This window comes from Flavobacterium sp. xlx-214 (genome assembly GCF_013874595.1).
Classification (GTDB): domain Bacteria; phylum Bacteroidota; class Bacteroidia; order Flavobacteriales; family Flavobacteriaceae; genus Flavobacterium.
Window position 1 is genome coordinate 185165 of the sequence record NZ_CP059431.1, and the last position, 25452, is coordinate 210616.

The 25452-nt window shown below is 32.9% G+C and carries 27 protein-coding genes and 1 pseudogene; 3 read left to right on the forward strand and 25 right to left on the reverse strand.

From position 1 onward, the window contains the following. Nucleotides 1–64 precede the first annotated feature (64 nt). Nucleotides 65–790, reverse strand: a pseudogene (gene argS / locus H1R17_RS14235) (arginine--tRNA ligase); the annotation flags it as partial. Between the two features lie 177 nt (nt 791–967). Here argS and H1R17_RS00830 point away from each other — a divergent pair. The 3 genes from H1R17_RS00830 to H1R17_RS00840 all read left to right on the forward strand — a co-directional run bounded on the left by H1R17_RS00830 (nt 968) and on the right by H1R17_RS00840 (nt 6588). Then, entirely contained in the window at nt 968–3376 is a 2409-nt protein-coding gene (locus H1R17_RS00830) for a TonB-dependent receptor domain-containing protein (RefSeq protein WP_163431918.1), read from the forward strand. Between the two features lie 84 nt (nt 3377–3460). After that, nucleotides 3461–4375, forward strand: coding sequence for an ABC transporter ATP-binding protein (locus tag H1R17_RS00835; protein WP_163431917.1), 915 nt, complete (start codon nt 3461–3463; stop codon nt 4373–4375). Further along, nucleotides 4372–6588: an ABC transporter permease gene (locus H1R17_RS00840; protein WP_163431916.1), complete on the forward strand. Its 2217-nt coding sequence runs from the start codon at nt 4372–4374 to the stop codon at nt 6586–6588. The genes H1R17_RS00835 and H1R17_RS00840 overlap by 4 nt, the downstream gene beginning before the upstream one ends. A gap of 98 nt (nt 6589–6686) precedes the next feature. Here the strand turns inward: H1R17_RS00840 and H1R17_RS00845 are convergent, their stop codons facing one another. The 24 genes from H1R17_RS00845 to rpsH all read right to left on the reverse strand — a co-directional run bounded on the left by H1R17_RS00845 (nt 6687) and on the right by rpsH (nt 25426). After that, nucleotides 6687–7037, reverse strand: a complete 351-nt coding sequence (locus H1R17_RS00845) for a hypothetical protein (protein WP_163431915.1) — start codon at nt 7035–7037, stop codon at nt 6687–6689. A gap of 178 nt (nt 7038–7215) precedes the next feature. Beyond that, nucleotides 7216–7881, reverse strand: a complete 666-nt coding sequence (locus tag H1R17_RS00850; protein WP_163431914.1) for a sterol desaturase family protein — start codon at nt 7879–7881, stop codon at nt 7216–7218. Between the two features lie 53 nt (nt 7882–7934). Beyond that, nucleotides 7935–8942: a 3-oxoacyl-ACP synthase III family protein gene (locus H1R17_RS00855; protein ID WP_163431913.1), complete on the reverse strand. Its 1008-nt coding sequence runs from the start codon at nt 8940–8942 to the stop codon at nt 7935–7937. Between the two features lie 269 nt (nt 8943–9211). Then, the gene (locus tag H1R17_RS00860; protein ID WP_163431912.1) at nt 9212–11071 is read right to left on the reverse strand and encodes an ABC-F family ATP-binding cassette domain-containing protein; all 1860 of its coding nucleotides are present in this window, start codon (nt 11069–11071) and stop codon (nt 9212–9214) included. A 447-nt stretch (nt 11072–11518) separates the two neighbouring features. Continuing rightward, on the reverse strand, nt 11519–12457 hold the full coding sequence (gene ctlX / locus H1R17_RS00865; RefSeq protein ID WP_240453344.1) for a citrulline utilization hydrolase CtlX: 939 nt from the start codon (nt 12455–12457) through the stop codon (nt 11519–11521). A gap of 71 nt (nt 12458–12528) precedes the next feature. Then, nucleotides 12529–13443 (reverse strand): dimethylarginine dimethylaminohydrolase family protein, encoded by a 915-nt coding sequence (locus H1R17_RS00870; RefSeq protein ID WP_163431911.1) that lies wholly within the window; start codon nt 13441–13443, stop codon nt 12529–12531. A gap of 115 nt (nt 13444–13558) precedes the next feature. Next, a complete protein-coding gene (locus tag H1R17_RS00875) occupies nt 13559–14842 on the reverse strand; it encodes a citrate synthase (RefSeq protein ID WP_163431910.1) in 1284 nt (427 codons plus the stop codon). Between the two features lie 278 nt (nt 14843–15120). Next, nucleotides 15121–16416, reverse strand: a complete 1296-nt coding sequence (gene eno, locus H1R17_RS00880; protein ID WP_163431909.1) for a phosphopyruvate hydratase — start codon at nt 16414–16416, stop codon at nt 15121–15123. Between the two features lie 126 nt (nt 16417–16542). Continuing rightward, nucleotides 16543–16860 carry a HopJ type III effector protein gene (locus H1R17_RS00885; RefSeq protein WP_163431908.1) on the reverse strand — a complete coding sequence of 106 codons (318 nt, stop codon included), beginning with the start codon at nt 16858–16860 and terminating at the stop codon, nt 16543–16545. A gap of 76 nt (nt 16861–16936) precedes the next feature. Then, a complete protein-coding gene (carA, locus tag H1R17_RS00890; protein WP_163431907.1) occupies nt 16937–18049 on the reverse strand; it encodes a glutamine-hydrolyzing carbamoyl-phosphate synthase small subunit in 1113 nt (370 codons plus the stop codon). Between the two features lie 120 nt (nt 18050–18169). Then, nucleotides 18170–18658 carry a 50S ribosomal protein L17 gene (gene rplQ, locus H1R17_RS00895; RefSeq protein WP_163431906.1) on the reverse strand — a complete coding sequence of 163 codons (489 nt, stop codon included), beginning with the start codon at nt 18656–18658 and terminating at the stop codon, nt 18170–18172. Nucleotides 18659–18720: 62 nt separating this feature from the next. Then, complete coding sequence (locus H1R17_RS00900) at nt 18721–19713, reverse strand: DNA-directed RNA polymerase subunit alpha (RefSeq protein ID WP_163431905.1); 993 nt, start codon at nt 19711–19713, stop codon at nt 18721–18723. 25 nt (nt 19714–19738) lie between these two features. Then, a complete protein-coding gene (gene rpsD / locus H1R17_RS00905; RefSeq protein ID WP_163431904.1) occupies nt 19739–20344 on the reverse strand; it encodes a 30S ribosomal protein S4 in 606 nt (201 codons plus the stop codon). Between the two features lie 86 nt (nt 20345–20430). Then, nucleotides 20431–20814, reverse strand: a complete 384-nt coding sequence (gene rpsK, locus H1R17_RS00910) for a 30S ribosomal protein S11 (RefSeq protein WP_163431903.1) — start codon at nt 20812–20814, stop codon at nt 20431–20433. An 8-nt stretch (nt 20815–20822) separates the two neighbouring features. Then, on the reverse strand, nt 20823–21197 hold the full coding sequence (gene rpsM, locus H1R17_RS00915; protein ID WP_163431902.1) for a 30S ribosomal protein S13: 375 nt from the start codon (nt 21195–21197) through the stop codon (nt 20823–20825). Nucleotides 21198–21199: 2 nt separating this feature from the next. Next, complete coding sequence (gene ykgO, locus H1R17_RS00920; protein WP_002987490.1) at nt 21200–21316, reverse strand: type B 50S ribosomal protein L36; 117 nt, start codon at nt 21314–21316, stop codon at nt 21200–21202. An 11-nt stretch (nt 21317–21327) separates the two neighbouring features. Continuing rightward, the gene (infA, locus tag H1R17_RS00925) at nt 21328–21543 is read right to left on the reverse strand and encodes a translation initiation factor IF-1 (protein WP_011963449.1); all 216 of its coding nucleotides are present in this window, start codon (nt 21541–21543) and stop codon (nt 21328–21330) included. A 4-nt stretch (nt 21544–21547) separates the two neighbouring features. Next, a complete protein-coding gene (gene secY / locus H1R17_RS00930) occupies nt 21548–22894 on the reverse strand; it encodes a preprotein translocase subunit SecY (RefSeq protein WP_163431901.1) in 1347 nt (448 codons plus the stop codon). An 18-nt stretch (nt 22895–22912) separates the two neighbouring features. Beyond that, nucleotides 22913–23365: a 50S ribosomal protein L15 gene (rplO, locus tag H1R17_RS00935; RefSeq protein ID WP_163431900.1), complete on the reverse strand. Its 453-nt coding sequence runs from the start codon at nt 23363–23365 to the stop codon at nt 22913–22915. 11 nt (nt 23366–23376) lie between these two features. Further along, nucleotides 23377–23559, reverse strand: coding sequence for a 50S ribosomal protein L30 (gene rpmD, locus H1R17_RS00940; RefSeq protein WP_163431899.1), 183 nt, complete (start codon nt 23557–23559; stop codon nt 23377–23379). Between the two features lie 11 nt (nt 23560–23570). Continuing rightward, entirely contained in the window at nt 23571–24095 is a 525-nt protein-coding gene (gene rpsE / locus H1R17_RS00945) for a 30S ribosomal protein S5 (protein ID WP_163431898.1), read from the reverse strand. Between the two features lie 12 nt (nt 24096–24107). Further along, nucleotides 24108–24455, reverse strand: a complete 348-nt coding sequence (gene rplR / locus H1R17_RS00950; RefSeq protein ID WP_163431897.1) for a 50S ribosomal protein L18 — start codon at nt 24453–24455, stop codon at nt 24108–24110. An 11-nt stretch (nt 24456–24466) separates the two neighbouring features. Then, nucleotides 24467–25009, reverse strand: a complete 543-nt coding sequence (gene rplF, locus H1R17_RS00955) for a 50S ribosomal protein L6 (RefSeq protein ID WP_163431896.1) — start codon at nt 25007–25009, stop codon at nt 24467–24469. A gap of 18 nt (nt 25010–25027) precedes the next feature. Further along, complete coding sequence (gene rpsH / locus H1R17_RS00960; protein ID WP_163431895.1) at nt 25028–25426, reverse strand: 30S ribosomal protein S8; 399 nt, start codon at nt 25424–25426, stop codon at nt 25028–25030. Between the last annotated feature and the right edge of the window lie 26 nt (nt 25427–25452).

Below are 25452 nucleotides of genomic sequence, written 5' to 3' on the forward strand. Positions count from 1 at the left end.
CACTATTTTCTTGATCAATTATTATAAAATCTATTTTTTCTATTTCTGTATTATAAAAACCTTCTAATTTGTTTATTTCTGAAATTAACGCTTTTAATTTATCCTCTTTATTGGTTTTATCAAGTGTAAAATCTCCATTAATAAAACTTTCGAAAATTGGCTTAGCTTGTGAACGCAATTCGTTCTCAAATTTTACATAAAAATTACCCACCAACTTATCGCCTTTTAAACCTGTTGATTCTGGTGTTTGTCCGTTTCCGAATTTCTCCCAAGCCAACATCGATTTACAAATATGAATACCACGGTCGTTAATTACTTGCGTTTTGTACACTTTTTTTCCTGAAGCTTTTAAAATTTCGGCAACAGAATAACCTAACAACACATTACGAACGTGACCTAAATGCAAAGGTTTGTTGGTATTTGGCGATGCATATTCAACCATTACCGCTTTTTCACCAGTATTTATTGGTTGATAACCAAAAGTAGCATTGGCAAAAATATCGTTAAAAAAAGTTGAATAATACGTATCGTTAATTACAAGATTTAAAAAACCTTGAACCACATTGAATTTAGAAACCATTTCAACGTTTGTTACCAAATATTCTCCAATTTTGTTTCCTATTTCAACAGGATTTCCTTTTAATTGCTTTACCAACGGAAAAACAACCATAGTAACATCTCCTTCAAAATCTTTACGTGTAGCTTGAAATTCTATCCTTTCTATCGATAAATCGAACAATTGTTGAACTGCTTGTTGAATGTATGGTGTTAAAATTTCTTGTAAAGACATATTATTTTGAATTTGTAATGAAAGTGCAAAGATAAAACTTTTTAACAAGTCATAATTTATTAAAATGTTGATATATTTTTTTATTTACCATGTAACTTTTTCAAGGTTTAGCAAACTAATTATCCAAACAATTAGTACAACACTGTTGTTTTACATACATACAAAATAACCATAACAATGAAAAACAAGTATTTAAGCTTATTTGTATTATTAACAGCATCGGTTTCATCATTTGCGCAACAACCAGCACAAGGAAACGGAACTATTAAAGGTAAAGTCATCGAAAAAAACTCTAAAAGTAATGTAGGCTTTGCTTCGGTTGCTATTTCGGTAAACGGTGAAATTATTTCGGGCGATTTAACCGATGAAGACGGTAGTTTTACCATTACCAACTTACCTAATAAAGAAGTTGAACTGTCTGTTGAATACATAGGCTTTAAAACCTACAAAAACACCGTTAACCTTACCAACGAGAAAACAATTGATTTAGGCACGATTTCATTAGATGCCGATGATGAATTGTTAAGCGAGGTAGTTATTCAGGCAGAACGCAGTACTATGGAGCAGTTGGTGGATAGAAAAGTAATACGTGTTGGAAAAGATTTATCAACTGCGGGGGCTTCGGCTTCTGAAATTATGAACAATATTCCATCGGTAAACGTTGATCAAGACGGAAACATCTCTATGCGTGGTAACCAAAACGTACGCATTTTGGTTGATGGCAAGCCAACGCAATTAGATCCTAAAACCTTATTAAAACAAATTCCATCAAACTCTATCGATAAAATTGAGTTAATCACCAATCCATCTGCAAAATACAATCCAGAAGGTATGTCGGGTATGATTAACATCGTTTTAAAGAAAAACATGCAAGATGGTTTTAACGGAAGTTACAACGGAAACATCACTTTTGCGCGCGCTCCTAAATTCAACCAAGGGATCGATTTAAACCTTAGAAAAGGAAAAGTAAATTTCTTTGGAAACTACGGATATACCGATCACAGAGGATACAATTGGGGACTTATGGAGCAATTAGATGATAAAAGCTCTCAGAAATTTGATATTGTAAACGATAATAAATCGCATACTTTTAAAGTAGGTTTTGATATTTACGCCAACGCAAAAAACACGTTTTCGTTTTACACCAACCAAACGTTTAGCAAAGGTGTTGGTCAAGTAGCAAATACCCTTACCTACCCTAGCAATCCTGCTTTATTACAGACCGATCAGTACAATGGCGATGATACTTCGCAAATTTACAACGCTGCCTATAAAAAAACATTTACCAAGCCTGGGCAATCGTTAGATTTCGAGGTAAATTATAGTAAAACAAAGCAAGATCAGTCGGGTAATTTTGGTATTGCAGGTAATTCGCCAACAAAATACAACGATAACAGCAATAATACGGTTGATGCCGTACAAGCTAACTTAGATTATGTACATCCTTTTAACGAAAAAACCAAGTTAGAAGTAGGTGCCGAATACCGTACAACAGGTATTGATAACTTTTACAACACCACAAATGCTGTAGCTAATAAAACCGATTTTACGTATGATGTTGATATTGCATCGGCATACGCTACTTTTGGGTCGAAGTTTGATAAATGGGGCTATCAATTAGGTGCGCGTGTAGAGAAATACAACGTAAATGCCGATTATACGATTGGATCAACAAAAGATGGTTTTAAAGACGATTATTTAACCGTTTACCCATCAGCTTTCTTAAGCTACACGCCTACACAAACTGATTTCTTACAGGTTAGTGCAAGCCGCCGTGTTGATCGACCTAATGTTTGGCAAACGCGCCCTATTCGCGATTACAGTACGCCACGTGTAGTACAAGTAGGTAACCCAGAATTAAAACCACAATTTACCAATTCTATCGAATTTAATTACACTAAAATTTTAGGCGTAAAAGGCAGCGTTACTTTAGGCACGTATTACCGCATGATTGATTCGCCTATTGAGCGTACTTTTTACTTAGACACCTCAACACCAGAAGCAATTGCTGAAAAGAAAATGGTTATGAGCTATGGTAACTTTGATGAATCAACCGCTTACGGTGCAGAATTATCAGCGAATTATAAAGTTACCAAATGGTGGGATGCCCAACCAAGTGTAGAATATTATTTTAGAAATCAGCGTGGAATTGTTACAGTTTTAAACCCAACTACAAGCCAAGGTGAGTTACAACAAAGAGAAATTGACAATGGTGTTTTTAACGCACGTTTAAACAATAACTTTAAAATTACCAACCAATTACGTGCTAGTTTGTTTGGATTTTACCGTGGTGAAGCAAAAGACATTAACGGAAAAATGAATCCAATGTACAAAGTTGATGCTGGTGTACGTTACAGTTTCTGGGAAAACAGTGCCAATTTAAGTTTGCGTTTTAACGATGTATTCAATACCATGAAGGCAAGTTTTGTGGGCGATGCACCTTACCGCCAAACGGGTGAGTTTACATGGGAAAGTCAATCATTATATGTTGGTTTTCAATATATGTTTGGAACAGGTAAAAACAAAGCCGTTCAGCGTAAATACCGCGACAATAATGAAGTTCAGAAATCAGGAGGTTTCTTTTAACATACAAAAGCCGATTACGAAAGTAGTCGGTTTTTTTTATATCATCCAAAAAAGTATATTTGTTAAAATCGAAAAAAACAATTTATGATTATACAAACCAAAGATTTATCTTTCTCTTTTCAGAAAGGGCAATTGCTATTAAACAAAGTGTCTTTGAATGTTCCTGAAAATAGTATTTATGGTTTTTTGGGTCCTAACGGAGCCGGAAAATCAACAACAATTCGGTTAATCACTGGATTATTAGCAGAACAAAATCCTGGAGAAATTCTTTTATTTGACAAACCTTTACATGGGCAACTTCCCGAGGTTTTCTCTGAAATTGGTTGCATTATAGAAACGCCTACTTTATACAGCCATTTAACGGGTTTAGAGCATTTAAAACTTATTGCAAAAATGCAAAATATTACCAATGTTGCTTACGATGATATTTTACATTTAGTAGATTTAAATCATGCGAAAAACATCAAAGTAAAAAAGTATTCGTTAGGAATGAAACAACGCATAAGTATTGCTATGGCTTTGCTTAACAATCCTAAATTGTTAATTCTTGATGAACCTGTAAATGGTTTAGATCCGCAAGGAATTATAGAGATGCGTTTGTTGCTTCAAAAACTAAACAAAGAAAAAAACATTACTATTTTTATATCAAGTCATATTCTTTCTGAAGTTGAAAAACTATGTACTCATGTTGGTATTCTTTACAATGGTGTTTTGCAGTTTGAAGGCACTATGGATGCTTTAAAAGCTAAAAATAACAATCCTGCTATTTTAATTGAGATTAAAAATATAGATAATCACTTATCTGTAATTCAAGAAAAATTCTCCGATTGTATCCAACTAAATCAAAAAGAATTACTTATAAAACTTAATAATAAAGAAGAAATTCCTTTGCTTGTAAATTTCTTGGTATCCCAAAATATCGAAGTGTACAAAATTCAACCTCAAGGTGGATTAGAAGAATGGTTTATTGATTTAACAAAACAAGTAAAGAAACTATGAAACAATTTTTAAATGCTTTAAAAGCAGAAAACCTAAAACTTAAACATACAGGCATAAAATTCATAGCATACATTTTAGCTGTTTTAATTCCTGTTATAATATTAGCTGTAAATATTTATCAGTTTTTTACCGAAACCGATACTTTAAACTCACCAAATTATCTATTTTACTCAGAGTTTAACGAAGTCAACCCCACTTTTACAGGCTTTATATATCCGCTTATCATCATCATTATTGTTTCAAGAATAACACAAATTGAACACAAAAATAATACGTGGCAATTATTAGAAACACAACCCATTAAAAGAGCCATTTTAATAAACGCAAAATTTATTAAAATATATCAAATTTGTATTACGTGTATTGTACTTTTCTTTGCCAGCATTCTTTTAAATGTAGTGGTTACTTATTTATTACACAAAAGCAACCCTAATTACATTTTAGAAATTCCTTGGTTTTTATTGCTTAAAAAATTCATTAGTTTAACAATAGGCACAGGCTTTTTCTTAGCCATTATTTATGCGGTATCGGTTCGATTTTCAAGTTATATTTTTACCATTATTATTGGTTTAGGTTCTTTATTAATAGCCCCAATTTTAGATCAATTTAAATTATTACCCAAATGGTTTCCTACTAAAATATTATCTAATAGTTTATTAAAAACCAGCGATTTAGGCAACATACTAACCTACAACGAATACTTAAGTATTATAGCTACCGTAATTATTATGTTATTGCTTACGTTTTGGTACGTTTTTAAAAACAAAAAATGGATGATTACTGATCGTTCAAAAGTAATTACTATTTATTTTGTACCTGCCATTATTTTATTGGCTGCTTTTATATTTGTGTTAAAACCTAAGCAATTAATGCAAAGTAACGAAATAGCTATTACAGGTACATTACCCGAAAACAGTAACGTAAATGCGCTGTATTTGTTAGATACTACAATGGATGACACCTTGCATGTTATAAAAGTAAACAACAACTCTTTCAACTATAAAATTGCAAACGATATGCCTTTAAAAAACTATCGTTTAATGTGGACAGATGAAAAAGGTATGCATAGAAATGTTGTTATTTTTAGTACTAACGATATTGTTAATGTTCAATTTGAGGATGAATCTAAAAATCAATCGTTTAAAATATTAGGCTCACGCTTAGCTGAAAATAATTTAAATTTTGAATTGAGTTCTAACTACAACTACATTAACCAATTAGCCAACGAAGGCGATGAAGCAAGTGTAGCAATTATTACGCAGTTGCTAAACAGCGAATATAAAAGCGATATTAAAACCATTTCTAAATTTCATACAAGCGATAATTACGCCGTTCGAGAAGATTATGCTAAAATTAAAAAATCAGAAGTGTATTACAAATACCGATTAATTTGGGAACAATACAAAGATTTGGTAGTAAGATCAAACCCTAAATTTGAACAAAAAGATCAAAAAATTGAAGATATTATTGATGTTGATTTTACACCCGATGAAAACATTTTAGCAAATGCTGAAGTGCAAGATTATTTTAGATACAAAATTTATGAAATCACTTCAAAAGATACTTCAGATCAAGATGTAATTTCTAAATATGTAAAAGGCATTAAAAATATAAAAAACAACACGCTTCAAACCCAACTTGCAAAAGCCATTTTGTTAGATAATTTAAGCAAGGTAAATGATATTGACGAATTGTTACGTTACGAAAACGATTTTTTACCTTTGATAAATGATGCAAAAAGCAAAACTTATTATACAAATTACATTAACGAGAAAAAGAAATTAACCAAAGGCAGTTTAGCGTTTAGTTTTAATGCCATAACACCCAATAACGAAAAAGTAACTTTAAACAATTTTAAAGGTAAATATGTGGTTATAGATTTTTGGGCAACTTGGTGCGGACCTTGTATTTACCAAGCTCCGTATTTTGAAAAACATGCCATAGAATACAACAAAAGAGGCGATATTGTGTTTGTTTCGTTAAGTGTTGATGAAAAACAAAGTAATTGGCGTAAAAAGGTAAAACTTAACGATAAAAATGTAACGCAACTATATGCTTTAAACATTGATGAATTATCTAAATTTTATCGTTTAAACAGTATTCCAAGGTTTATTATTATTGATCCTGAAGGAAAATTGGTAAACAGTGAATTTGCTTTTCCTACCGATACCAACTTTAAAGAAATGTTAGATCAAATACTACCTAAAAAATAACCTTGCAACCGATTACGAAAGTAGTCGGTTTTTTATTTTATCTAAAAATATAAGTGTATAAAGAAACCAATCATTACAATTTTATTTTTGATATCTTTTTAATCAGCATTAATCCAAAAAATAACATCTTTATGAACTCCATAAATTTTAGCATCTTTTTTTTCAAATAAATCTAAAATATCAATAAAAGATTGATACGTAAATTCATTTAGATCACATTTAATTTCAATATTTACATGTTTGATGTTATTTACTTTTAATGAATCAATTTTTCTTGAGATTGCTTCTATTAGGTTTTGCGACATATAATTTTTAGTTTCAATAACAACAGCTTCTTTAGATGAATAACAATTACTTTCTTCATCTGAACAATAAGGTTCTGGTTCAGGAAGTTCTTCTAAATCTTTTAAAAAATAAGGTTCTTTATTAAGGTTAGGTTTTGTATCCATAATTGTAAAATCATGATAATATAGCTGATTTTTTTCAAATGTCTTTGAAACACAATAACCAAGTAGTATTAACAATAAACCTGCTAAAAAATAATTGTATGTTTTGGTAAAGCTTATCATCTATTCATTATTAACATTTAAATATAACAAAAAAAGTGAAGTTTAAAACTTCACTTTTTTATTTTTTATCAAACATTAATTCCTTTGATTTTTTACGATCAATACGTTCTTTTTTTAAATCGAAAGTTGTTCCAAAAATTTTATCCCAAAAGGTATTGCTCACTCCAAATCCTAAATTATCGTTGCGGTAATGATGCAAATGATGGTTGCGCCAAATAGGTTGTAAAAATTTAAAAGGCGGCTCTATGGCATGAATCAAATAATGAGTAGATGCATACATTAACCAGCCTAAAATAAACCCTGGGTAAAAAGCAAACGCATATTTACCAGCAACCAAGTATGAAATTGAAAAAATAACTGTAACTATAATTAAACTAGGCACAGGTGGCATAAACAATCGGCTTTTATCTTTTGGATAATGATGGTGATTACCATGCATAATGTACGCAAATTTTTGCATACTTTCCTTTTCACTAATTAAATGAAAAATATATCGGTGTGCTATGTACTCAAAAAATGTCCAAAAAAACAATCCAAAAACGGCTACTAAAAACATAGTACCCAAGCCCATATCATAATGAGTATAACCGTAATAAAAACAATACATTAAAATAGGAAGATGAAGCCCCCAGCTTACCCCAGGATGTCCTTTGGTAAGCATTTCTAAAAAAGGATTTTTGAATAATTGTGCTTGACCTGAATTCTCTACTCTTTGCCCTTTCATAAATTATTTTTTTGCTTTCTAAATTAATAAGAACTAATGAATACTACAACTTTTTACCAACGAATTATTGCGCTTGCCCAAGTAAAACCGCTACCAAAAGCTGCTAAAACAACCAAATCGCCTTCTTTAATTTTACCTAACTCCCAAGCTTCGGTTAACGCAATAGGCACCGATGCGGCTGTGGTGTTTCCGTACTTCATGATGTTGTTGTACACTTGATCATCGGTTAGCTGAAACTTTTGTTGAATAAATTGTGATATTCTTAAATTGGCTTGATGCGGTATTAACATATTAATATCAGCAACTTGTAAATTATTTGCTTGTAATCCTTCATTAATGACCTCAGAAAAACGAACCACAGCATTTTTAAACACAAATTGTCCGTTCATATGCGGATAATACGATTCATCATCAGGATTGTTATCTTTTATGATATCGGTTACCCAACGTGTTCCCATACCTGGCGCTGTTAAAGCCAACTCCTCGGCATGTTCTCCTTGTGAATGTAAGTGTGTTGATAAAATTCCTTTGGTTGTATCTTCGGTTCTACTTAAAACAGCTGCTCCTGCCCCGTCGCCAAAAATAACCGATACACCACGTCCACGAGTTGTCATATCCAATCCTTTAGAATGAATTTCAGAACCAACCACCAATACATTTTTGTACATACCTGTTTTAATAAACTGATCGGCAACCGAAAGCGCATAAATAAAACCCGAACATTGGTTGCGTACATCTAACGCACCCACGGTATCAATACCTAAATCTTTTTGAAGGGTTACCCCTGGACCTGGAAAATAAAAATCGGGACTTAAAGTGGCAAAAACAATAAAATCGATATCATTTTTATCAATACCAGCACGTTCAATAGCTATTTTAGAAGCTTTTAAAGCCATGCCCGAAGTAGTATCTTCTGGTAAAGCTACATGGCGTCTTTCTTTTATACCGGTACGCTCTTGAATCCACTCGTCATTTGTGTCCATTAACTTTGATAAATCATCGTTTGTTACAACATTTTCAGGTACATAGAACCCTAAACCTGATATTTTAGAATGATACATATTTACTAAATTTTAAAGTGTAAATTTACTTATATTTTTTTAACACTGCTTTTTAAAAAAGTCTTAAAAATACAATTTGCAGAAATACTGAAATTCATTTGATACTTAACTCAACATTAGTGAAAACCTAAGGCTATATTTATAAAAAATTCTTAAATCACTTTTAATTAAAATGTTTAAACCCAAATTATAGTAATTATAGATACAATCACAATGTGTTTACATAAAAAAAGCTTCTAAATAGAAGCTTTTTTTTATTAATTTCTTTACTATTCCATTTTAGAACTCAACTCAAACCAGCGTTCTTCTTTTTGTTCTAAGGTTTCAATTATTTTTTGTAATTCAACACCTTTAGCAATCATATCTTGGTCTGAGATGCTTCCGTTTGAAAAACCATCTTCCAATTGTTTTTTCTGATACTCTAAATCTTTAATTTCACGTTCAATTTTAGTAAACTCTTTTTGCTCGTTAAAACTTAAACCCGAAGTTTTTGGTTGATTGTCTTTCCAATTTACTTTCTCTTTCGACGTTTCTTCCTTTACTGGTTCAGCAGAATCTTCGTAAATTCTAAAATCAGAATAGTTTCCAGGGAAATCTTCAATTTCACCTTCTCCTCTAAACACAAATAAATGGTCTACAATTTTATCCATAAAATAACGATCGTGCGATACCACTAACAAACATCCTGGATAATCTAACAAGAAATTCTCTAAAACATTTAAGGTTACAATATCTAAATCGTTGGTAGGCTCATCTAAAATTAAAAAGTTAGGATTTTGAATTAAAACCGTACATAAGTACAAACGCTTCAACTCGCCCCCACTTAATTTCTCAACAAAATCGTGTTGCTTTTTTCTATCAAACAAAAAGCGCTCTAACAGCTGACCTGCAGAAATCATTCTTCCTTTTGTAAGCGGAATAAACTCACCGTATTCTTTAATAATATCAATAACTTTTTGCTCTGGCTTAGGATTAATACCGCTTTGCGTATAATAACCAACTTTAATAGTATCACCAATAATTACCTTACCAGAATCGGGTTGCATGGTTTGGGTTAAAATATTTAAAAAGGTAGATTTTCCTGTACCGTTTTTACCAATAATACCAATACGCTCGCCTCGATTAAAAAGATATTCGAAATTTTTTAGGATTACTTTATCTTTAAAAGACAAGGACACATTGTGCATTTCAATGATTTTAGAGCCCATACGCTCCATATTAATCTCCAACTCTAATTGGTGTTCTTTACGACGCGAATGTGCTTTTTCTTTAATTACGTAGAAATCATCTTGACGCGATTTTGACTTAGTAGTACGCGCTTTTGGCTGGCGACGCATCCAATCTAACTCTTTTACAAAAAGGTTTTTAGCTTTGTCTATAGAAGCGTTTTCTGATGCTATACGCTCTTCTTTCTTTTGTAAATAGTAACTGTAATTACCTTTGTATTGGTATATTTTTCCGTTGTCTAACTCAATAATTTCATTACAAACACGCTCTAAAAAATAACGGTCGTGCGTAACCATAAACAAAGTAATATTTTCTTTAGCAAAATAATCCTCAAGCCACTCAATCATTTCTAAATCAAGGTGGTTGGTAGGCTCATCTAAAATCAACAAATCGGGTTTGTTAATCAAAATAATAGCCAAAGCCAAGCGCTTACGTTGCCCTCCTGAAAGATTCTTAACTTTAAGTTTTAAATCTTCTAGTTTTAATTTAAAAAGAATTTGCTTGTATTGCGTTTCAAAATCCCAAGCGTTGTACTGATCCATTTGATCAAAAGCTAATTGATATGCTTCTTGGTCATCAATATTCTCTAAAGCTTTTTCATAACGTTCAATGACTTTTAAAACATCGTTATCCGAAGCGAAAATACTTTCTTCAATAGTTAACTCGTCTTGTAAATGAGGCTCTTGCGAAAGAAATTCCATACGAATACCTTTACGAATAACCACTTGTCCAGAATCGGGAAAATCTAATCCGTTAATAATGCTTAATATGGTTGATTTACCTGTACCATTTTTAGCAACAAAAGCAATTTTTTGATCTTTATTGATACCAAACGAAACGTTTTCAAACAACGTGCGTGCGCCAAATGATTTTGATATATTTTCTACTGAAAGATAGTTCATAATGTACTGTTGATTGGCAAAAATACTCTTTTACCAATGGAAAGACAAACCTTTACCAACTAAAATGTATTGGATAGATTTACAAAGGGTTAGATTCTTTTTTTTGATTGGATGCATTTGTGTATTAAAAAGAAAAATAAGTCTTTCCTTTTTTAAGGAATGATCATTAGCATGCAAGAAAACGTTAGAAAGAGTAAAAAAGTGGTAGTTATTAAATTAAAAATAGTCTTTATTTTTACATTCGTTATAAACTTCCTTTTTTTCAACAATAAAAGGAGTTGTAGCTACATTTTTTTCATTAACGATCTCTTTATTCTTAAGTATTTCTATATTGCATTACATCCGTTGCTATTTTTATTTTACTATAAGTCTTATCAACATTTTAAAGTAAAACCTATAAAAAAACGCATCAATTTCTTGATGCGTTGGAATGTGTATAAAGTAAAATTATGCTTTAGGTAAGAAAACCTCGGCAAGCATGCAACGTGCGCTACCGCCGCCACATGCTTCAATGGTATAAAGCGGTGCGTGTAAAATAGCACAATGTTTTTCAATGGTTTTAATTTGTATATCGGTTAAAACTTCGTAGGCTTGTGTACTCATGACCATGTACAAAGCGCCATCTTTGCCTTCAACTTGTAACATATTACCCGCAAAGTGATTTACTTGATCTTCGGTAATGTAAATAATTTCTTTTTTGTCTTCTTTTAAACTGTTTACTACCAGTTTACGTTCTTGCTTATCATCAATACTATCGGCACAAATAATGACAAAAGTTTCGGCAACACTCATCATCACGTTAGTGTGGTATATTGGTAAACGCTTGCCAGCAACCGTTTGGTACGCTTCAAAAATCACAGGGTGCATATCGGTATCTTCGCAAAATTCAATAATCAATTCTTCATCGGCACGTGGCGATAAAGCTGCGTATACTTTAGCATTTTCTCTGTCGATAATCATACTACCTGTACCTTCTAAGAAAATATTATCCTCTTCTGCCGATGTATAATCGTTGATTTCACTAATCGCAAAACCTTGATCTTCTAAAAGATCTAGAATATCTTCACGACGTTCTAATCTGCGATTTTCAGCAAACATTGGGTACAAAACTACTTCGGCATTCTCGTGAAACGAAACCCAGTTGTTAGGGAAAATACTATCGGGTGTATCGGTTTCTTTGGTGTCATCAACAACAACCACGTTTACACCTACTGATCGTAAACGCTCTACAAAACCATCAAACTCTTCCTGAGCTTTTTGGTTTACGTTGGCAGGTGTTAAACCTTCTAATCTTTTTTGGTAATAATTATTTACTGCTGTTTGCTCGTTCATTCTAAACTGAACCGGGCGAATCATTAATACGGTATTTGCTGCTTGCTGACTCATATATTTTGTGTTTGAGTTTCAGGTTTTCTTGGTCTCAAGTTAAGAACTTGAAACTTTAAACATGAAACAATTTATTTATCTCTTAACAAAGGTAACGTTGAACAACGTAAAAGACCTTCTTGCTTGGCAATTTCGGCATACGGAATTTTCTCTACAATAAAATCATTGCTTTCTAACCAATCAATTAATCGAGTAAAGTTTTGCTCTACCACTACTACATTGGTGTCGATTGAAAATACATTCGAATTCATTTGATACATTTCTTCTCTGGTGATATGAAACAAGTTTTCTGCTCCAAAAAGATTTACTAAGTACATATAATCTGCCTCCTCGCGAAAGCCCGATTTGTAAATAATACCTTTGTTTTTACCTACTGGTTGAAAACAGCAATCTAAATGTAAAGCGTTGTCACGTGGTTCAATTTTCGATTTTACCAAATCAAACTCTTTTACAATTTTGTTTGGAAACAAATCTTTAATGTATTGCACCCCTTGCATATTGGTACGTGCGGTAATAAAATCTTTATAATCGCTGCCTTTGTAAGTACCAATAAAAATATGATCGTTGTATAGCATTACATCGCCTCCTTCAATATGTACTTCTTCTGGTGGGCGTACTACTTTTTTAGGATCTATTTGATCGATAATGTACTGAATAGCATCTAATTCACGTTCACGATCTGGAAGAATGTTGGCTTTCACAAAAACATCGTCAATAACAAAACCAATGTCTCTACTAAAAATTTGATTGTAATCGTTAATTATTTCAGGACGATAAACCGTTACATTGTATTTTTGAAACACTGCATTAAAAGCATCCATTTCTTTAATCATATCTGCTTCAACAGGATAAGTACCTGCCTTAATGTGTTCTAAAGATTTAGGATCATAAGCTTCATCAATAGTTGGCGTTGGTCCGTTGCTTACCGCTGTTCCTAATACCACGGCCCTTAAACGAGAAGTTTCGTCGGTTACGTGTAAATTCATATTTTTTTGAATGTTGATTTTAGCAAATATAAGAAGTTAATTGATGAGTTAAAAATAAAACAACAAAAGCCAAATCAAATGATTTGGCTTTTGTTATAATTTATAGATTTAAAGACTAACGGTCTTTCATTTCTTTGAATGCACGCAATGGCTCTCCTACATAAACTTGGCGTGGACGACCAATTGGTTCTTTGTTTTCACGCATTTCTTTCCATTGAGCTACCCATCCTGGTAAACGTCCAATTGCAAACATTACGGTGAACATTTCGGTTGGAATTCCTAAGGCACGGTAAATAATGCCTGAATAGAAATCTACGTTTGGATATAGGTTACGAGCAACAAAGTACTCATCTTTCAATGCCATTTCTTCTAAATCTTTAGCGATTTTTAAGATAGGATCGTTAACACCTAATTCTTTTAAAACTTCGTCTGCCGCTTTTTTGATGATGCGTGCACGTGGATCAAAGTTTTTATAAACACGGTGACCAAAGCCCATTAAACGGAACGGATCGTTCTTGTCTTTTGCTTTAGCTAAATATTTATCAGCATCACCACCGTCATTTTGAATTTCTTCTAACATTTCTAACACCGCTTGGTTAGCACCACCATGTAATGGACCCCATAATGCAGAAACACCCGCAGAAATAGAAGCAAATAAACCAGCATGAGAAGAACCTACCATACGCACGGTTGACGTAGAACAGTTTTGCTCATGATCTGCATGTAAAATAAACAATTTATCAATTGCGTTTAAAACCACAGGATTTACTTTGTAAGGCTCTGTTGGTAATTCAAACATCAAACGTAAAAAGTTATCTACATATGGTTTTGTATTATCGTAATAATTTAAAGGATATCCTTTTGTTTTTCTGTACGTCCATGTTGCAACAACCAAGAATTTACCCATGATTTTACAAACAGCATCATACATTTGATCTGCATTCTCTACATTAACCACACTTGGGTTAAAAGCTGTTAAAGCACATGTTAAAGAAGCCAACACACCCATTGGATGCGCATGTTTAGGGAAGCCATCAATGATTCCTTTCATTTCTTCGTTAACAAGAGTATGCTTGCGGATATCGTTTTCAAACTTTTGAATTTCTTCCGTAGTTGGTAACTCTCCAAAAATAGTTAAGTAAGCAACTTCTAAAAAGTTTGATTTTTCTGCTAAATCTTCAATAGCATACCCACGGTATCTTAAAATACCTTCTTCGCCATCAAGGAAAGTAATAGCACTTTTACAAGAACCTGAATTTTTATAACCTGGATCTAAAGTAATTACTCCAGTTAAAGCACGTAACTTTTCGATATCGATAGCAACTTCATTCTCAGTACCCACAATTACAGGTAATTCAATTTTTTTGTCGTCTATCGCTATAGTAGCAGTTTTTGACATATATTTTTTCGTTTTTTTTATATTTTGTTGTTAGCGAATTTAATAAAAATGTTTCACTTAATAAAACATATAACTATAAATAATTCATATGATTTATAGAAATAACTTATATTTAATATAACGCACCACCCTAATTAACGTTAAAAAATCTTAATTATTTAAGAAATAATTTTGGGTATGCTAAAATTTAAGGAATACTTTTATTAGTAAGTGAAAGATATACCTAAAAAACAGAAAAAAGACGCAAATGCGTCTTTTTTCATCTATGTAGCTAATACTTATTTACTTACTTTAAAAGCTTTATTTTGAGGATAGTAAGCAACTGATCCTAATTCTTCCTCAATTCTTAATAATTGATTGTATTTACTCATACGATCTGAACGAGAAGCAGAACCAGTTTTAATTTGTCCGCAGTTTAACGCTACAGCTAAATCTGCAATGGTATTATCTTCGGTTTCACCGGAACGATGACTCATTACTGAAGTATAACCTGCATTATGCGCCATATTTACTGCCGCAATAGTTTCTGTTAACGTACCAATTTGGTTTACTTTAATTAAAATAGAGTTTGCTGTACCTTCATTAATACCACGCTCTAAACGTGCAACGTTTGTAACAAATAAATCATCGCCAACTAATTGTACGTTAGCACCAATTTTTTGTGTTAATAAGTTCCAACCAGCCCAATCGTCTTCATACATACCATCCTCGATTGAAATGATCGGATATTTCTCACATAATTCCGCTAAATAAGAAGCTTGTTCTTCTGATGTACGAATTTTTCCTGTTGCGCCTTCAAATTTTGTGTAATCGTAGTTTCCGTTCACATAAAACTCAGAAGCAGCACAATCTAAAGCAATCATAATATCTTTACCAAAAACATATCCTGCTTTTTCAACTGCTAATTTAATAGAATCTAAAGCATCTTCTGTTCCACCAGCTAAATTAGGCGCAAAACCACCTTCATCGCCAACTGCTGTAGATAAATTACGATCGTGTAATACTTTCTTTAAATTATGGAAAATTTCAGTCCCCATTTGCATAGCTTCGGTAAAGTTTTTAGCCAAAACAGGCATAATCATAAACTCTTGAAAAGCAATAGGTGCATCAGAATGCGATCCTCCATTGATGATATTCATCATAGGTACTGGTAACGTATTGGCAGAAACACCGCCAACGTAACGGTATAAAGGCATACCTAACTCATTAGCTGCTGCTTTTGCAACCGCCAAAGAAACACCTAAAATTGCGTTTGCCCCAATGTTTGATTTGTTTGGAGTACCATCTAATTCAATCATGGCTTGGTCAATAGCATTTTGTTCAAACACGCTGTAACCAACAATGTTTTCAGCAATAACCTCGTTTACATTTTTTACTGCGTTTAAAACTCCTTTACCCATCCAGTGTTTACCACCATCACGTAATTCAACAGCTTCGTGTTCTCCTGTTGATGCCCCTGATGGAACCGCCGCTCTACCTAAAACGCCATTCTCTGTTACTACATCAACTTCTACCGTTGGATTTCCACGTGAATCTAAAATTTGACGTGCATGAATTTTTACGATTGTACTCATATCTTTAATTGTGTTGTTTAATTTGTTGCTGCAAATGTAAATAATTGATTGATAAAAAAAAAGAGGCTTTTTAGGCTTCTTAATAGGGAACTATAGCTAAATATACAATATTCACCTTAAATAAAATTACTTTTTAAGTAAAACTATATTTTCAAAGGCAACACCTTCCCAGCCGTATTGCATAAAATTGCGAATATTTTGGTGTGATGATCCGTTTACATCTTCTAAAACCGCTTGATAATGTTCTGCAAACAATAGCAAGGTATCTTCTTTTGATATAGTATTCATTTGGGCAAAGTACAATACTTTAGCACTTCCTTGATTCTCATCTTCTCCATTTATTAAATCTCCATTTTTAAATGCAGATGGTGTATATTGATACTTTTCTTCGATGAAGTTTAGTATTTCTTTAAAAGGTAGTTGGTGTAATGATTTAATATCCATAGTAAATTTTATATTCTTAAAAACAAAAACCTTTCAGAATTACATTCCGAAAGGTTATCATATATAATAAAATCTTTTAAGCTTCTTTTGTACTCTTCATATTGGCAACAAACTCATCAAATAAATATTTAGAATCGTTTGGACCTGGAGATGATTCTGGGTGGTATTGTACCGAAAACACTTGTTTATCTTTTAAACGAATACCTGCAACGGTATTATCATTTAAATGGTAATGTGTAATTTCAACATTTGGGTGATTCTCTACTTCTTCACGTACCACAGCAAAACCATGATTTTGAGAAGTAATTTCGCCTTTACCTGAAATGGCGTTCATAATTGGATGGTTAATACCACGATGTCCGTTGAACATTTTATAGGTATTAATACCTTGTGAAAGCGCTATTAACTGATGCCCCAAACAAATACCAAAAACAGGTTTGTTAGTAGCAATAATATCTTTAGCTGTTTCAATTACCCCTGTTAACGGTTGTGGATCACCAGGACCGTTTGATAAAAAGTATCCATCAGGATTGAAACTATTTAAATCTTCAAGCGTTGCATTGTAAGGAAAAACCTTTACATAACAATCACGTGCTGCTAAGCAACGTAAAATATTGGTTTTAATACCAAAATCTAAAGCGGCTACTTTGTACGTTGCATTTTCATCACCATAAAAGTAAGCGTCTTTGGTAGAAACTGCAGAAGCAAGCTCTAAACCGTTCATATTAGGTACAGCTGCTAAAATAGCTTTTAACTCTTCAATTGTTTTTCCATCTGTAGAAACAACAGCATTCATAGCTCCGTTATCGCGAATATAGCTTACCAAAGCACGCGTGTCAACATCGCTAACTGCTACTAGATTCTTCTTCTCAAAATAATCATATAAAGAACTGTAAGCTGCTGGTCTTGAAAAATTGTAGCTGAAATTCTTACAAACTAAACCAGAAATTTTAATTCCGTCTGAATCTACTTCGTCTTCATGAACACCATAATTCCCAATGTGAGCTGTTGTAGCTAACATAATTTGACCAAAGTACGATGGATCGGTAAAAATTTCTTGGTAGCCGGTAACTCCTGTATTAAAACAAATTTCACCTGTAGTAGTACCTTTTATCCCTACTGATTTTCCGTAAAATATAGTACCATCGCTTAATAGAATGATTGCTTTATCTTTAGAAGTATATTTCATTTTTGTTGATTATTTCTGTGTGCAAAATTAATACTAATTCCTTTAAAAAAAAATATAAAAAAAAGGACAAACCTTAAAAGTTTGTCCTTAATTATATTAGAATAGTTTGTACAAAACCAATTATTCTTTAGTTTCAGTAGCTTCAGCAGAAGTTTCTGTTGCAGGAGTAGCGTCAGCAGTAGTTTCTGCTTTCTTTCTACCTCTTCTTGTTGTAGCTTTCTTAACTTCTTTTTTACCAGCGTTGTATAACTCGTTGAAATCTACTAATTCAATCATCGCCATTTCAGCGTTATCTCCTAAACGATTTCCTAATTTAATAATACGAGTATATCCACCTGGACGGTCTCCTACTTTTGGAGCTACTTCTCTGAATAATTCAGTTACAGCAAACTTATCTTTTAAGTAAGAGAAAACAATACGACGGTTGTGTGTATCGTCTGTTTTAGATTTTGTTACTAAAGGCTCAATATAAACTTTTAAAGCTTTTGCTTTAGCAACAGTAGTATTAATACGTTTGTGCTCGATTAACGAACAAGCCATATTAGCTAACATAGCTTTTCTGTGAGAAGCTTGTCTACCTAAGTGGTTTATTTTTTTTCCGTGTCTCATTTCGTGACTATTTTATCTTCATCTTGCTTCAATCCTCTTTGGAGAGCAAATTATGAAGTAATTTATTCTTTATCTAATTTGTACTTTGATAGATCCATTCCGAAAGTTAATCCTTTAACTTGAACTAGTTCTTCTAATTCTGTTAATGATTTCTTACCGAAATTTCTAAATTTCATCAAATCGTTTTTGTTATAAGAAACTAAATCGCCTAATGTGTCAACTTCAGCCGCTTTCAAACAATTTAACGCTCTTACTGAAAGGTCTAAATCTACCAATTTAGTTTTAAGTAACTGTCTCATATGTAAAGATTCTTCATCATATGATTCAGTTTGAGCAATTTCATCAGCCTCAAGAGTGATTCTTTCATCTGAAAACAACATGAAATGGTGAATCAAAGTTTTAGCAGCTTCTGTTAAAGCATCTTTAGGATGTATAGAACCATCGGTAACAATATCAAAAACCAATTTTTCATAATCGGTTTTTTGCTCAACACGATAGTTTTCTATTGCGTACTTAACATTTTTTACAGGCGTGTAAATAGAGTCTGTATAAATAGTACCAAAAGGTGCATTAGGTTTTCTATTTTCTTCAGCTGGTACATAACCTCTTCCCTTTTCAATAGTTAACTCCATATTAATAGTAATATCACCATCAAGGTTACAAATTACTAAATCAGGATTTAACACTTGGAAACCAGAAATAAATTTTTGGAAATCGCCTGCTGTTAATTGATCTTTTCCTGTGAAAGAAATACTCACAGATTCGTTATCTACATCTTCAATTTGACGTTTAAAACGTACTTGTTTCAAATTTAAGATAATTTCTGTAACATCCTCAACAACACCAGAAATAGTAGAAAACTCATGTTCAACACCTTCAATACGAACAGAAGTTATTGCATATCCTTCAAGTGATGACAGAAGTACTCTTCTTAGTGCATTACCAATAGTTAATCCATATCCTGGTTCTAAAGGACGAAATTCGAATTTCCCTTTAAACTCAGTTGAATCAATCATGATAACTTTGTCGGGCTTTTGAAAATTAAATATTGCCATGTGTATTTCGACTGAATGTCAATTATTATTTGTTGTACAACTCTACGATTAACTGCTCTTTAATGTTTTCTGGAACTTGAAGTCTAGCAGGAACACTTACAAAAGTACCCTCTTTAGTTTCATTGTTCCAAGTAATCCATTCGTAAACAGCGCTAAAATTAGATAGAGAACGATCGATAGCTTCTAAAGATTTAGATTTTTCACGAACAGCTACTTTATCACCAGCTTTCAAATGATATGAAGGAATATTAACAAGTTCACCGTTTACAGTGATATGTCTGTGAGAAACAATTTGACGTGCTGCACGACGAGAAGGAGCAATACCCATTCTGAAAACAACATTGTCTAAACGAGCTTCACATAATTGAATTAAAACCTCACCAGTTACACCACGTGCAGCTGTTGCTTTTTTAAACAAGTTACGGAATTGTTTTTCTAAAATACCATATGTATATTTAGCTTTTTGTTTCTCTAATAACTGAATTGCGTATTCAGATTTTTTACCTCTTTTTTTAGACAAACCATGTTGCCCTGGAGGGTAATTTCTTTTTTCGAATGCTCTGTCTTCTCCGAAGATTGCTTCTCCGAATTTACGAGCGATTTTTGTTTGTGGACCAGTATATCTTGCCATTTCTGAAAATTAAAAAAGGTAGGGATTATGAATTCAGGTCTCATCCTCCGATAATCTTTCTCCTACCTTAGGTTATACTATAAAAATTAAACTCTTCTTCTTTTTGGAGGACGACATCCATTGTGAGGAATTGGAGTAATATCGATAATTTCTGTAACTTCGATACCACTGTTGTGGATAGAACGAATCGCAGATTCTCTACCATTTCCTGGTCCTTTAACGTAAACTTTCACTTTTTTAAGTCCAGCTTCTAACGCTACTTTACCACAATCTTCTGCTGCCATTTGTGCTGCATAAGGAGTGTTTTTCTTAGAACCACGGAATCCCATTTTTCCTGCAGACGACCATGAAATAACTTCACCTTTTTTGTTTGTTAACGAAATGATGATGTTATTAAACGTTGCGTTGATATGAGCTTCTCCAGTAGATTCAACTATAACTTTACGTTTTTTTGTACTTGCTTTAGCCATACTACTTATTATTTAGTTGCTTTTTTCTTGTTAGCAACAGTTTTTCTTTTACCTTTTCTTGTTCTAGAGTTGTTTTTTGTTCTTTGTCCTCTTAATGGAAGACCAGCTCTATGACGGATACCACGTTGACATCCAATATCCATTAAACGTTTGATGTTTAAAGATACTTCTGAACGTAATTCACCTTCAATTTTGTAATGAGACATTGCCTCACGAATAGCTCCGATTTCATCATCGTTCCATTCAGAAACTTTTTTATCTTCATTAACATTAGCTGTTGCTAACACCTCTTTTGCTCTGCTTGAACCTACACCAAAAATGTAAGTTAAAGCAATAATTCCTCTTTTATTTTTAGGTATATCTACCCCTGCGATTCTTGCCATAATTATCCTTGTCTTTGTTTAAATCTAGGATTTTTTTTGTTAATAACGTATAATCTTCCTTTTCTACGTACAATTATGCACTCTGCACTTCTTTTTTTAACTGATGCTCTTACTTTCATATTAATAGCCTTTAGTATCTATATGTGATTCTTGCTTTAGACAAATCATAAGGGCTCATTTCTAGCTTCACTTTATCACCAGGTAATAATTTGATGTAATGCATACGCATTTTTCCAGAAATATGAGCAATTACAATATGTCCATTTTCTAATTCTACTCGGAACATTGCATTTGATAATGCTTCAATGATTGCTCCGTCTTGTTCTATTGCTGACTGTTTTGCCATATAATTAAGCGATTGCTTTTCTATTTTTACCGCTCTTCATTAAGCCGTCGTACTGTTTGTTTAATAAATAAGAGTTTACTTGTTGAATAGTATCAATAGCAACACTTACTAAAATTAACAATGAAGTTCCACCGTAAAACATTGCCCAACCTTGTTGAATTTTTAATACTGATACAGCAATAGCAGGTAAAACTGCAATAACTGCAAGGAATAAAGATCCTGGGAATGTAATTAATGACATTACACGATCTAAGAAGTTTGCAGTGTCTTGACCTGGTTTAATACCTGGTATAAAACCACCACTTCTCTTTAAATCATCTGCCATTTTATTGGTAGGTACTGTAATTGCGGTGTAAAAGTACGAAAAAATAATGATTAACAATGCAAAAAGTAAATTATACTCCAAACCAAATATATTACTAAACATTGTTGTAATATTTTGGGCACTGTCTGAAGAAGATAATCCAGCCACAACTGGTGGTATAAACATGATAGCTTGTGCAAAAATGATTGGCATTACACCAGATGCATTTAATTTTAATGGAATCCATTGGCGGTTTCCTGAAACCGAAGCAGCATCGTACTCACCTGCAACACTTCTACGAGCGTATTGTACTGCAATTTTGCGAACTGCCATGGTTAATAAAATACAAGCAATAATGATTAATAACCAAATAATTACCTCAATAACAATCATCATTGGACCACCGTTACCAGCTACCATGCGTGATTGTGTTTCTTGCATGAAAGCCATTGGTAATTTTGCAATGATACCAACCATAATTAATAATGAAATACCATTACCAATTCCTTTATCAGTAATCTTTTCTCCTAACCACATTGCAAAAACTGTTCCTGTTGTTAAGATAAGTACTGAAGAGAACAAGAAAGAAAAAGAATTAAAACCTAATAAAAATGCATCAGGTGGTAATTGTTTGTACAAATTATAAATGTAACCTGGTCCTTGTACTAAGGTAATACCTATGGTTAACCATCTTGTAATTTGGTTCATTTTCTTTCTACCACTTTCACCATCATTTTGAAGTTTCTGTAAGTAAGGTACTGCTATACCCATTAACTGAACTACAATAGACGCAGAGATATAAGGCATGATACCTAATGCAAATACAGATGCTTGTGAAAAAGCTCCTCCTGTAAACACATTAATTAACCAGCCAATCCCTTGATCAGTTTGATCTGATAAAGCCTGTAATTTAGATGCGTCAATACCTGGTAAAGTTACTTGCGTACCAAAACGGTACACAAGCAACAAACCTAAAGTTATTAAGATTTTATTCTTAAGTTCTTCGATTTTCCAAATATTGGCAAATGTTTCAAAAAACTTCTTCATAACTAGTTAAAGATTTTCTTATAAAGTTACTGCCTCACCTCCAGCTGCTTCAATAGCGGCTTTTGCTGTTGCTGTAAATTTATGAGCGGTTACTGTTAATTTTGACTTAAGCTCGCCTCTACCCAAAATCTTTACTAAGCTATTTTTAGAAATAATTCTATTTTCAACTAATGCATTAAAATCAACTGCATTAGTAATTGTTCCGTTATCTACTAAAGTTTGTAATGTATCTAAATTAATACCTACATACTCTACTCTATTGATGTTTTTAAAACCAAATTTAGGAACACGTCTCTGTAATGGCATTTGACCACCTTCAAAACCAATTTTCTTAGAGTACCCTGAACGAGATTTAGCCCCTTTGTGTCCACGTGCAGCTGTACCGCCTTTACCTGAACCTTCTCCGCGACCAACTCTTTTATTTTGATTATGTACAGAACCGTTTGCTGGTTGTAAATTACTTAAATTCATACTTCCTTAAATTAATTAATTTCTTCTACAGAAACTAAATGTTGAACTTTTTTTACCATTCCTACGATAGTTGGTGTATTATCATGCTCAACAACTTGACCCATTTTACGAAGACCTAGAGCTGCAAGAGTTCTTTTTTGATCTTCTGGACAATTGATTTTGCTTCTAACTTGTTTTACTTTAATTTTTGACATACTACTCAAAATTAAGATTTAAATACTTTCTCTAAAGAAATTCCTCTTTGTTTTGCAACAGTAACAGCACTTCTCATATTTAATAAAGCATCAAAAGTTGCTTTTACTACGTTATGAGGGTTAGAAGAACCTTGAGATTTAGATAATACATTGTGAATTCCTACTGACTCTAATACTGCACGTACAGAACCACCAGCAATAACCCCGGTACCAACAGATGCAGGCATTAAGAAAATGCGCGCTCCGCCAAATTTACCTTTTTGTTCATGAGGAATAGTTGTTCCAAATAAAGGGATACGAACTAAATTTTTCTTAGCATCCTCAACGGCTTTAGCAATTGCCTCAGAAACATCTTTCGATTTTCCTAAACCGTGACCTACCACACCATTCTCATCGCCTACTACAACTACAGCAGAAAAACCAAATGCTCTACCACCTTTAGTTACTTTAGTAACACGATTTACAGAAACCAAACGATCTTTTAAATCAAGACCTGCTGGTTTCACATATTCTACGTTTTTATAATTTTGATACATAGCTAACTACAATTAGAATTTTAAACCTGCTTCTCTAGCTCCTTCGGCTAATGATTTAACACGACCGTGGTATAAGTTTCCACCTCTATCAAAAGAGATTGTCTCAACACCAGCTTTTAAAGCTTTTTCAGCAATTAGTTTTCCAACCGCCGCAGCTGTTTCAATTTTAGTTCCTTTAACGCCCGCTTCTCTTGATGAAGCAGCAGCTAAAGTTACACCGTTCACATCATCTATGATTTGTGCATAGATTTCTTTATTACTTCTATATACAGATAAACGTGGTGTAGCAGCTGTACCGCTAACTGTTTTTCTAATTCTGTATTGAATTCTTTGTCTTCTTTCAGATTTGTTTAATGACATGGCTTTACTTTTTAAGCTGATTTACCTGCTTTTCTTCTTAACTCTTCACCAACAAACTTAATACCTTTTCCTTTGTAAGGTTCTGGCTTACGGAAAGAACGAATCTTAGCCGCTACTTGTCCTAATAATTGCTTATCAGGTGAAGATAATTTAACGATAGGGTTTTTACCTTTTTCAGAAACTGTTTCAACTTTAACTTCGTTAACAATATCTAAAACAATGTTATGAGAATAACCTAAAGCTAAATCAAGTTTTTGACCTTGATTTGAAGCACGGTATCCTACCCCTACCAATTCTAATTCTTTAGAGAATCCTTCAGATACACCAATAACCATGTTATTGATTAAACTTCTGTATAAACCGTGTTTTGCTCTTAAATCTTTTACATCAGATGAACGCTCAACGATTACTTGCCCGTCTTCTACTTTCACATCAATATCACTAATTTCTTGTGAAAGCTCTCCTAATTTTCCTTTAACTACAATAACGTCAGATTTAACATCAACTGTTACACCTGCAGGAATTGTGATTGGATTTTTACCTATTCTTGACATATTCGTTCGTCTTTTTAATTAGTATACGTAACAAACAACTTCGCCACCAACATTTAACTGTTTTGCTTTTTTACCTGTCATTAAACCTTTAGATGTTGAAACAATAGCAATACCTAAACCGTTTAAGATACGTGGTAAATTAGCTGAAGAAGCGTATTTACGTAAACCTGGTTTACTAATTCTTTGGATATCTTTGATAACAGACTCTTTAGTGTCTTTATCATATTTTAAAGCAATTTTGATGGTACCTTGAACAGATGAATCATCAAATTTGTAGCTTAAAATATATCCTTGCTCGAATAAAATTTTTGTAATTTCTTTTTTGAAGTTAGAAGCTGGAATCTCAACAACTCTGTGGTTTGCGCGAGATGCATTTCTAATTCTTGTTAAGAAATCTGCAATAGGATCTGTATACATATGTATAAAATTGCGATTACGGTTTT

Coding starts and splice junctions, on each gene's coding strand:
- H1R17_RS00850 (WP_163431914.1), bottom strand. CDS start 7,881: ATGAAAGGGCAAAGAGTAGAGAATTCAGGTCAAGCACAATTATTCAAA.
- ykgO (WP_002987490.1), bottom strand. CDS start 21,316: ATGAAAGTAAGAGCATCAGTTAAAAAAAGAAGTGCAGAGTGCATAATT.
- rplF (WP_163431896.1), bottom strand. CDS start 25,009: ATGTCAAGAATAGGTAAAAATCCAATCACAATTCCTGCAGGTGTAACA.
- rpsK (WP_163431903.1), bottom strand. CDS start 20,814: ATGGCTAAAGCAAGTACAAAAAAACGTAAAGTTATAGTTGAATCTACT.
- rpmD (WP_163431899.1), bottom strand. CDS start 23,559: ATGTCAAAAATTAAAGTAAAACAAGTTAGAAGCAAAATCAATTGTCCA.
- H1R17_RS00860 (WP_163431912.1), bottom strand. CDS start 11,071: ATGAACTATCTTTCAGTAGAAAATATATCAAAATCATTTGGCGCACGC.
- rpsM (WP_163431902.1), bottom strand. CDS start 21,197: ATGGCAAGAATCGCAGGGGTAGATATACCTAAAAATAAAAGAGGAATT.
- rpsE (WP_163431898.1), bottom strand. CDS start 24,095: ATGTATCAAAATTATAAAAACGTAGAATATGTGAAACCAGCAGGTCTT.
- rplR (WP_163431897.1), bottom strand. CDS start 24,455: ATGTCATTAAACAAATCTGAAAGAAGACAAAGAATTCAATACAGAATT.
- H1R17_RS00830 (WP_163431918.1), top strand. CDS start 968: ATGAAAAACAAGTATTTAAGCTTATTTGTATTATTAACAGCATCGGTT.
- rplQ (WP_163431906.1), bottom strand. CDS start 18,658: ATGAGACACGGAAAAAAAATAAACCACTTAGGTAGACAAGCTTCTCAC.
- H1R17_RS00875 (WP_163431910.1), bottom strand. CDS start 14,842: ATGTCAAAAACTGCTACTATAGCGATAGACGACAAAAAAATTGAATTA.
- rplO (WP_163431900.1), bottom strand. CDS start 23,365: ATGAATTTAAGTAATTTACAACCAGCAAACGGTTCTGTACATAATCAA.
- rpsH (WP_163431895.1), bottom strand. CDS start 25,426: ATGTATACAGATCCTATTGCAGATTTCTTAACAAGAATTAGAAATGCA.
- infA (WP_011963449.1), bottom strand. CDS start 21,543: ATGGCAAAACAGTCAGCAATAGAACAAGACGGAGCAATCATTGAAGCA.
- eno (WP_163431909.1), bottom strand. CDS start 16,416: ATGAGTACAATCGTAAAAATTCATGCACGTCAAATTTTAGATTCACGT.
- ctlX (WP_240453344.1), bottom strand. CDS start 12,457: ATGAGTCAGCAAGCAGCAAATACCGTATTAATGATTCGCCCGGTTCAG.
- H1R17_RS00900 (WP_163431905.1), bottom strand. CDS start 19,713: ATGGCAATATTTAATTTTCAAAAGCCCGACAAAGTTATCATGATTGAT.
- H1R17_RS00855 (WP_163431913.1), bottom strand. CDS start 8,942: ATGTATCATTCTAAAATATCAGGTTTAGGGTTCTATGTACCTGAAAAT.
- rpsD (WP_163431904.1), bottom strand. CDS start 20,344: ATGGCAAGATATACTGGTCCACAAACAAAAATCGCTCGTAAATTCGGA.
- H1R17_RS00835 (WP_163431917.1), top strand. CDS start 3,461: ATGATTATACAAACCAAAGATTTATCTTTCTCTTTTCAGAAAGGGCAA.
- H1R17_RS00845 (WP_163431915.1), bottom strand. CDS start 7,037: ATGGATACAAAACCTAACCTTAATAAAGAACCTTATTTTTTAAAAGAT.
- H1R17_RS00840 (WP_163431916.1), top strand. CDS start 4,372: ATGAAACAATTTTTAAATGCTTTAAAAGCAGAAAACCTAAAACTTAAA.
- carA (WP_163431907.1), bottom strand. CDS start 18,049: ATGAAATATACTTCTAAAGATAAAGCAATCATTCTATTAAGCGATGGT.
- secY (WP_163431901.1), bottom strand. CDS start 22,894: ATGAAGAAGTTTTTTGAAACATTTGCCAATATTTGGAAAATCGAAGAA.
- H1R17_RS00885 (WP_163431908.1), bottom strand. CDS start 16,860: ATGGATATTAAATCATTACACCAACTACCTTTTAAAGAAATACTAAAC.
- H1R17_RS00870 (WP_163431911.1), bottom strand. CDS start 13,443: ATGAATTTACACGTAACCGACGAAACTTCTCGTTTAAGGGCCGTGGTA.